This is a genomic window from Actinospica durhamensis, assembly GCF_018139695.1.
GTDB classification, from domain to species: domain Bacteria; phylum Actinomycetota; class Actinomycetes; order Streptomycetales; family Catenulisporaceae; genus Actinospica; species Actinospica durhamensis.
Genome location: NZ_JAGSOG010000383.1, coordinates 1 through 6,446 on the forward strand (window position 1 = coordinate 1; position 6,446 = coordinate 6,446).

Below are 6,446 nucleotides of genomic sequence, written 5' to 3' on the forward strand. Positions count from 1 at the left end.
GCCCTCATACTGCTCCCCAGCCGCACCCCCCTCGTCGGCGCCCTGGACGCCGCCGCCCTGCGCTCCGCCGGCTTCACCATCCGCACCGTCCCCGACGCCGGCCACACCATCCACCGCGACAACCTGGCGGGGTTCCTGACCGCGCTGGAGGGGTGGATGTAGGCAGAGGCCTGCGTCACGGGTGGGCGGCCGGTGATCCGGCCGCCCACGGCCGCCTACAGTGTCGCCGCCACCGGGTGGGACGGCTGGTAGAGCCCCACCTCGCCGCCGCCGGGCAGCCGGAAGGCGGTCACCCGGCCCCAGCGCTGCACGGTCAGCGGGCGGGTGAAGCGGACGTGCTTGCCGGTGAGCTCCGCCATGGTCCCCTCCAGGTCGTCGCACTGGAGGTAGAGCTCGACGCGCCCGGCGTCGGTCTCCTCGGCCGGGTGGACGGCGAGTTCGGACGGCGGCAGTTTGAAGATCAGCCAGCCTCCGCCCGCGTCCACATGCGGATATTTCAGGACCTTGTCGAAGAACGCACGGTCCGCCTCGGGGTCCTGACTGAACACGATGACATGTCCTGCGGTGATCACTATCGCAGTATACGTCCGTCCCACCTCATCGAAGCGCTTCGATGCTTTCGTCGAACAGGTGTCGAATTTAAATTTCCTGGGCCGCATATTGACAGCTCATATGAGGAGTCGCAGAATTCGAAGCGCTTCGACGTTCTCGAGGCTACCCACACAGAAGGGAAGCGCAATGACGCGCAATCGCAACCGTCTGTGGCGCTCCGTCGCGGCCGCTGCCGTCGCCGGTTCCGCCACGATGCTGGCCGTCGGCCCCGCTCAGGCCGCCACCTGCACCACCTCGGCCCAGTACGGTTCGTGCACCAGCGGGTCCTACACGATCTACAACGACGAGTGGGGCAGCGGCTACGGCTCCCAGACCCTCTGGGTGAACTCGGCCAGCAACTGGGGGGTTTACTCGACCCAGCCGAGCACCTCCGGAGTCAAGGCGTACCCCAACGCCTCGCTCTCCATCGGCAAGGCGATCAACTCCCTGTCGAGCGCCACCAGCTCGTTCAACGAGACGATCCCGTCCTCCGGCAACTTCGAGTCGGCCTACGACATCTGGCTCAACTCGAGCACGTACGAGGTCATGATCTGGACCGACAAGGTCGGCAACGTCGGCCCGCTCGGCTCCTCGATCGGCAACCTGACGCTGGACTCGAACACCTGGACCGTGTACGTCGGCAGCAACGGCTCCAACGAGGTCTACTCGTTCGTGCGCACCTCGAACGAGACCAGCGGCTCGGTCAACATCCTCGACCTGCTCAAGTGGATGGAGAACACCAAGGGCTACTTCTCCAACCCGACGCTCTCCACCATCCAGTACGGGTTCGAGATCAGCGGCACCGGCAACGTCCAGGAGGACTTCACCATCAACTCCTACTCGGCCTCGGCGAGCTGACGAGCTGAGCCGGGCAGGCTGAGCTCGACCCTCTCCGGGTCGGCACCGACCGTCCCGCCGCCGCTCGAAGGCGCGGCGGCGGGACCGTTTGAATCCCTCCCGCGCGGCAACCCGTGCCGAAAGTCCTGACCGATCAGGACTCGAGCATCGTGTACGCGTGTGGAGGGAAGGGGATCATGGGCCTGATCGTGGCCATCGTCGTCATACTCGTCCTGGCCGCCGCCGGCTTCTGGCTGGTGCGGTACTCGCCGTGGAACAGCCAGGCCGAGCAGTGGCTCAATTCCACCTACAGCACCGTCAACGCGCGGCTCGCGACCCGCTTCTCGCGCTCCGGCCGCGACCGGGAGAAGCTGCAACGCAAGTACGGGCGCGAATACGACCGCATGCTCGCCTACCACGGTGCGGACCACGCCGCGGTGGAGCGAGAGATCGAGCGCCGGGAACGCGAGCGTCAGGCGCTGATGATCAACCCGCTGGATCCGGACGAACGGACCCGGCTGACGACCTCCTGGCAGGCCGCCCAGTCCGGCTTCGTGGACGACCCGGGCGCCTCCGCCCGCAGCGCCGAGCAGCTGATCGGCGACGCGCTCTCCTCCCGCGGCTACCCGGTAGGGGACCCGGAGCAGCAGCTCGCCCTCGCCTCGGTGGACCACGCGCACAGCCTCGCCGAGTTCCGCGACGGCCACGACCTGCTCACGCGCTCGCACTCGGGCGCCCCGGGCGTGGACAGCACCGAACAGCTGCGCCAGGCCATGCTGCACTTCCGCGTCTTCTTCGAGGAACTGACCGGCGACACCAACGCGGACTCCGGCTCCTCCCGTCGTCAGCCCGCTGCGATCGCCGGGGCGGACTCGGGCGGCGAGCAGCAGGACCAGGAGGCGCTCGTATGAGTGAGACCTCGACGACACAGGCGGTGCTGGTCCGGCCGCCCGCGGGCCTGCCGGACGGGGTTTCCGCCGGCTCGTCCGCCGAGCTGGACTACCGCGCGCGGATCCGCGAGATCCAGACCGGATTCGTGGACGATCCGCTCGGCTGCGCCCAGGACGCGGACCGGCTGCTCGAGGACCTCGTGCGGGCGCTGACCGTCGACCTGGCCCGGCGCCGCCGCGAGCTCGGCGGCGCGGCCGACGGAGCGCCACCGGCCACCGAGCAGCTGCGGCTCGCGGTGCGCCGGTACCGCGAACTGGTGGACGTGCTCACGCAGGCGCGTCAGTTCTCGAAGTTCACGTAGTCCAGCCGCCCGAAGGCCGAGGCGGGTACGGCCGGGGCGAGCGGCTCGACCGGATCCAGGCGCCGATACCCGGCGTCCTGGGCCGGGCGAGGGTCGGGCTCGCCCCGGTTCGGCCACAGTGCCATCGCCCGCTCGGCCTGCGCCGTGATGGTCAGCGACGGGTTGACGCCGAGGTTGGCCGAGACCGCCGAGCCGTCCACCACACTGATGCCCGGGTGGCCGTAGAGCCGCTGGTAGGGGTCGATCACCCCGTGCTCCGGGTCGGCCGCGATCGGGCAGCCGCCGAGGAAGTGGGCCGTGAGCGGCATCCCGAGCAGCTCGCCGAGGTTGGTCCCGGCCAGGCCGCCGATCTGCTCGGCCAGCATCCGCGCCGCCTCGGCGCCCTCCGGGATGTGCACCGGGTTCGGCGCGCCGTGCCCCTGCCGCGCCGTCAGCAGGCCGCGGCCCGGCCGCTTTGAGCGCAGGTACGTGGTGAGCGAGTTGTCGTGCGTCTGCATCACCAGCCCGATGATCGTGCGTTCGGACCAGTGCCGGGTGGCGGCGGTGCGCGCGACCATGACCGGATGCGCCAGGTAGGCGAACGCCGCGGCGAGCGCCTTCGGCATCCGGCCCCCGGCCCGGTACTGCGGCACGCACATCAGGGCCATGGTGTTCGAACCCTTGCCGTACCGGACGTTCTCGATGTGCGTGGTCGCGTTCGGGTGGATCGAGGACGTGATCGCGACGCCCTGGGTGAAGTCGGGGGCCGCGCCCGTGCCGCGCCTGCGCCGATACGGCCGCGGGAAGGTGAGCGCACCGACCAGGGCCTCGGAGTTGGTGCGGGTGAGCACCCCGAGCCGCGCCGAGATCCGCGGCAGGCCGCCGCGTCCGCTGACCTTGTGCAGCAGCGTCTGCGTGCCGTAGGTGCCGGCCGCGACCACCACCTTCTCGCACCGGATCACCGTCGGCTTGGCCTTACGCCGCCGATCGGTCGGCACCACGTGCACCTCGTAGCCGGCGTCGGAACCATCGCCCGAGCCGCCCGCGGCCGCCCGCGCCCGGATGTCCACGACCGTGGTCATCGGCCGGATCTCCGCGCCCGCGCGCTCGGCCAGGTACAGGTAGTTCTCCGGCAGCGTGTTCTTCGCGCCGTGGCGGCAGCCGGTCATGCACTCGCCGCACTCCACGCACGCCCGGCGCTTCGGTCCGGCGCCGCCGAAGTACGGGTCCTCGGCCTCCTCGCCGGGCGACGCCTTGGTCGCGCCGTCGGCGTCCTTGCCGTCGCCGAAGAACACGCCCACCGGCGTCAGGGTGAAGCTCGGGCCCACGCCCATCGCCTCGGCCGTGGTGCGCAGGTACTCGTCCGCCTCGGTCGTCGTCGGGTTCTGCCGTACCCCGAGCATCCGCCTCGCCTGCGCGTAGTACGGCTTGAGCTCGGCCTCCCAGTCCGTGATCGCGCCCCACTGCGGGTCCTGGAAGAAGGCCTTGGGCGGGACGTAGAGCGTGTTGGCGTAGTTGAGCGAGCCCCCGCCCACGCCCGCGCCGGCCAGCACCATCACGTTGCCCAGCACGTGGATGCGCTGGATGCCGTAGAGCCCGAGCCGGGGCGCCCACAGATAGTCCTTGAGCGACCACGAGGTCTTGGGCAGCGACTCCCGGGTGAACCGGCGCCCGGCCTCGAGCACCAGGACCCGGTAGCCCTTCTCGCTCAGCCGCAGCGCGGCCACCGAGCCGCCGAAGCCTGATCCGACCACGACCACGTCGTAGTCGTTGCCGGCGCCGCGAGCGCCTGCGTTCTCCGTGGGCATATCAGTGGGCATACAAGTCCTCGATCTCCTGCGCGTAGGCATCGGCCACCGCGTGCCGCTTGACCTTCAGCGACGGCGTCAGCAGCCCGTTCTCCTCGGTGAACTCACCCTCGACCACGGTGAACGCGCGGATGGACTCGGCCCGCGAGACGGCCTCGTTGGCGTAGTCCACCGCCGCCTGCACCTGGCGCAGCAGCTCCGGGTCCCGCGCGAGGTCCGCGAACGGGGTGTCCAGCGGGCGTTTGCGCACCGAGAGCCAGTGTTCCATCTCCTCCAGCTCCAGCGTGACCAGCGCGACCACGTAGTGCCGCCCGTCGCCCACCACCATGCACTGGCCCACCGGCGGACGGCTGCGCAGCCGGTCCTCGAGCAGGCTGGGCGAGACGTTCTTGCCGCCGCTGGTGATCAGGATGTCCTTCTTGCGCCCGGTGATGGTCAGGTACCCGTCCTCGTCCAGGTCGCCGAGGTCGCCGGTGGCGAACCACTCCCCGTGCATCGCGGCGGCGGTCGCGGCGTCGTTGAGCCAGTATCCGGAGAACAGGATCGGGCCCCGGAGCAGGATCTCGCCGTCCTCCTCGATCCGCACCCCGCCGCCCGGGATCGGCACGCCCACCGTCCCGGCCCGCGGCTCGAGCGGCGGGTTCACCGTCGCGGCCGCGCTGGTCTCGGTCAGCCCGTAGCCCTCGTAGACCAGCACCCCGCAGCCGAAGAAGAAGGAGGCAAGGCGCGCGTCCAGCCGGGAGCTGCCGCTGATGACGTAGCGCACGTTGCCGCCCATCGCGGCGCGCACCCGCCGGTAGACCAGCAGGTCGTAGAGCCCGTGCGCGAACCGCAGCCCGAACCCGGGGCCCTTGCCCCGGCCGAGCAGCGCGTCCATCTGCGCGTCGCCGTAGCGCACCGCGATCCGGTCGGCCCGGTCGAAGGAGGAGGCGCGCCCGATCTTCTCGGCCGTCGCGCGCGCGATGTCGTGGATCCGCTCGAAGAAGTAGGGCACCGCGCACAGGAAGGTGGGCTTGAAGGCCTCGAGCTCGGGCCGCACCTCGTCCGGCTTGATCGAGGGCCACAGCCCGATCGTCATCCGGCCCTGCAGGCAGGCGATCTCCAGCACCCGCCCGAGCACGTGCGCGAGCGGCAGGAACATCAGCGTCGAAGGGTCCTGACGCGAGGCCGCCTGAAAGGCCGGGACCAGCAGCGCGACCAGGTTGGCCGCCTCCGCGTGCAGCGCGCCGTGGGTGATCACGCAGCCCTTGGGCCGGCCGGTGGTGCCCGAGGTGTAGACGAGCGTGGCGATCGTCTCCGGCGTCAGCCGGGCCCGTCGTTCGGCCAGCACCTCGTCCGGCACGCCCAGGCTCAGCTCGGCCAGCCGCGCCAGCCCGTCCTCCTCCAGCACCCAGACCGGCAGCTCCCGGTCCAGCACCATCGTCGCCTGCTTGATCACGTCCGCGTTCGCCGCGTCCTCGGCCACCGCGAGCTGCGCGCCGGAGTCCTCCAGGATCCATTCCAGCTGCACGGCGGAGGAGGTGGGGTAGACCGGCACGGTCTGCCCGCCCGCCGCCCAGATGGCGAAGTCCAGCACGGCCCACTCGTACCGGGTGCGCGACATCAGCGCCACCCGGCCGCCGGGCTGCAACCCGGCCTGGATCAGGCCCTTGGCGGTCTCGGCCACCTGCTTGGCGAACTCGGCCGCCGTCACCGGGACCCAGCCCTGCGCGGTGCGGCGGCGCAGGGCCACGTGTCTGGGCATCTGCCGGGCGTTGTCGAAGGGTATGTCGGCCAGGGACCCGCGGCCGAGCGGCGCGGCCAGGGGATCGGTCGCGGCCTCGCGCACGCGGCCTTGTTCGCGCCGCACGTGCACGGTGGTCAGCGCGAGCAGGTCCTTGCGTCTGCGGGCGGCCTTGAGGCTGCGGTAGAACGTCCTTGCCATGCGCGGCTCCTTTGCCTGCGTGGTGGGTGCGTCGGGCGCGGGGGAACGGTGGGGG

The 6,446-nt window shown here is 71.0% G+C and carries 6 protein-coding genes; 3 read left to right on the forward strand and 3 right to left on the reverse strand.

Annotated features, from left to right (window positions below):
• Nucleotides 1-215 precede the first annotated feature (215 nt).
• Nucleotides 216-572, reverse strand: a complete 357-nt coding sequence (locus KDL01_RS38065) for a VOC family protein (RefSeq protein WP_246577559.1) — start codon at nucleotides 570-572, stop codon at nucleotides 216-218.
• Between the two features lie 166 nt (nucleotides 573-738).
• On the opposite strand from KDL01_RS38065, the gene KDL01_RS38070 reads away from it, so the two are divergent.
• The 3 genes from KDL01_RS38070 to KDL01_RS38080 all read left to right on the forward strand — a co-directional run bounded on the left by KDL01_RS38070 (nucleotide 739) and on the right by KDL01_RS38080 (nucleotide 2,680).
• Nucleotides 739-1,449: a GH12 family glycosyl hydrolase domain-containing protein gene (locus KDL01_RS38070; RefSeq protein ID WP_212533576.1), complete on the forward strand. Its 711-nt coding sequence runs from the start codon at nucleotides 739-741 to the stop codon at nucleotides 1,447-1,449.
• 176 nt (nucleotides 1,450-1,625) lie between these two features.
• Entirely contained in the window at nucleotides 1,626-2,339 is a 714-nt protein-coding gene (locus KDL01_RS38075; RefSeq protein WP_212533577.1) for a hypothetical protein, read from the forward strand.
• Nucleotides 2,336-2,680, forward strand: coding sequence for a hypothetical protein (locus KDL01_RS38080; protein WP_212533578.1), 345 nt, complete (start codon nucleotides 2,336-2,338; stop codon nucleotides 2,678-2,680). The genes KDL01_RS38075 and KDL01_RS38080 overlap by 4 nt, the downstream gene beginning before the upstream one ends.
• On the opposite strand, the gene KDL01_RS38085 is transcribed toward KDL01_RS38080, so the two are convergent.
• Nucleotides 2,659-4,467, reverse strand: coding sequence for a GMC oxidoreductase (locus KDL01_RS38085; protein ID WP_212533579.1), 1,809 nt, complete (start codon nucleotides 4,465-4,467; stop codon nucleotides 2,659-2,661). The genes KDL01_RS38080 and KDL01_RS38085 overlap by 22 nt on opposite strands.
• 1 nt (nucleotide 4,468) lies before the next feature.
• Nucleotides 4,469-6,391, reverse strand: coding sequence for an AMP-dependent synthetase/ligase (locus tag KDL01_RS38090; protein ID WP_212533580.1), 1,923 nt, complete (start codon nucleotides 6,389-6,391; stop codon nucleotides 4,469-4,471).
• Nucleotides 6,392-6,446: the final 55 nt, after the last annotated feature.

Bases quoted from the DNA above. Each gene is read 5' to 3' on its own strand.
- KDL01_RS38070 (WP_212533576.1), top strand. From the start codon at position 739: ATGACGCGCAATCGCAACCGTCTGTGGCGCTCCGTCGCGGCCGCTGCC.
- KDL01_RS38085 (WP_212533579.1), bottom strand. From the start codon at position 4,467: ATGCCCACGGAGAACGCAGGCGCTCGCGGCGCCGGCAACGACTACGAC.
- KDL01_RS38080 (WP_212533578.1), top strand. From the start codon at position 2,336: ATGAGTGAGACCTCGACGACACAGGCGGTGCTGGTCCGGCCGCCCGCG.
- KDL01_RS38075 (WP_212533577.1), top strand. From the start codon at position 1,626: ATGGGCCTGATCGTGGCCATCGTCGTCATACTCGTCCTGGCCGCCGCC.
- KDL01_RS38090 (WP_212533580.1), bottom strand. From the start codon at position 6,391: ATGGCAAGGACGTTCTACCGCAGCCTCAAGGCCGCCCGCAGACGCAAG.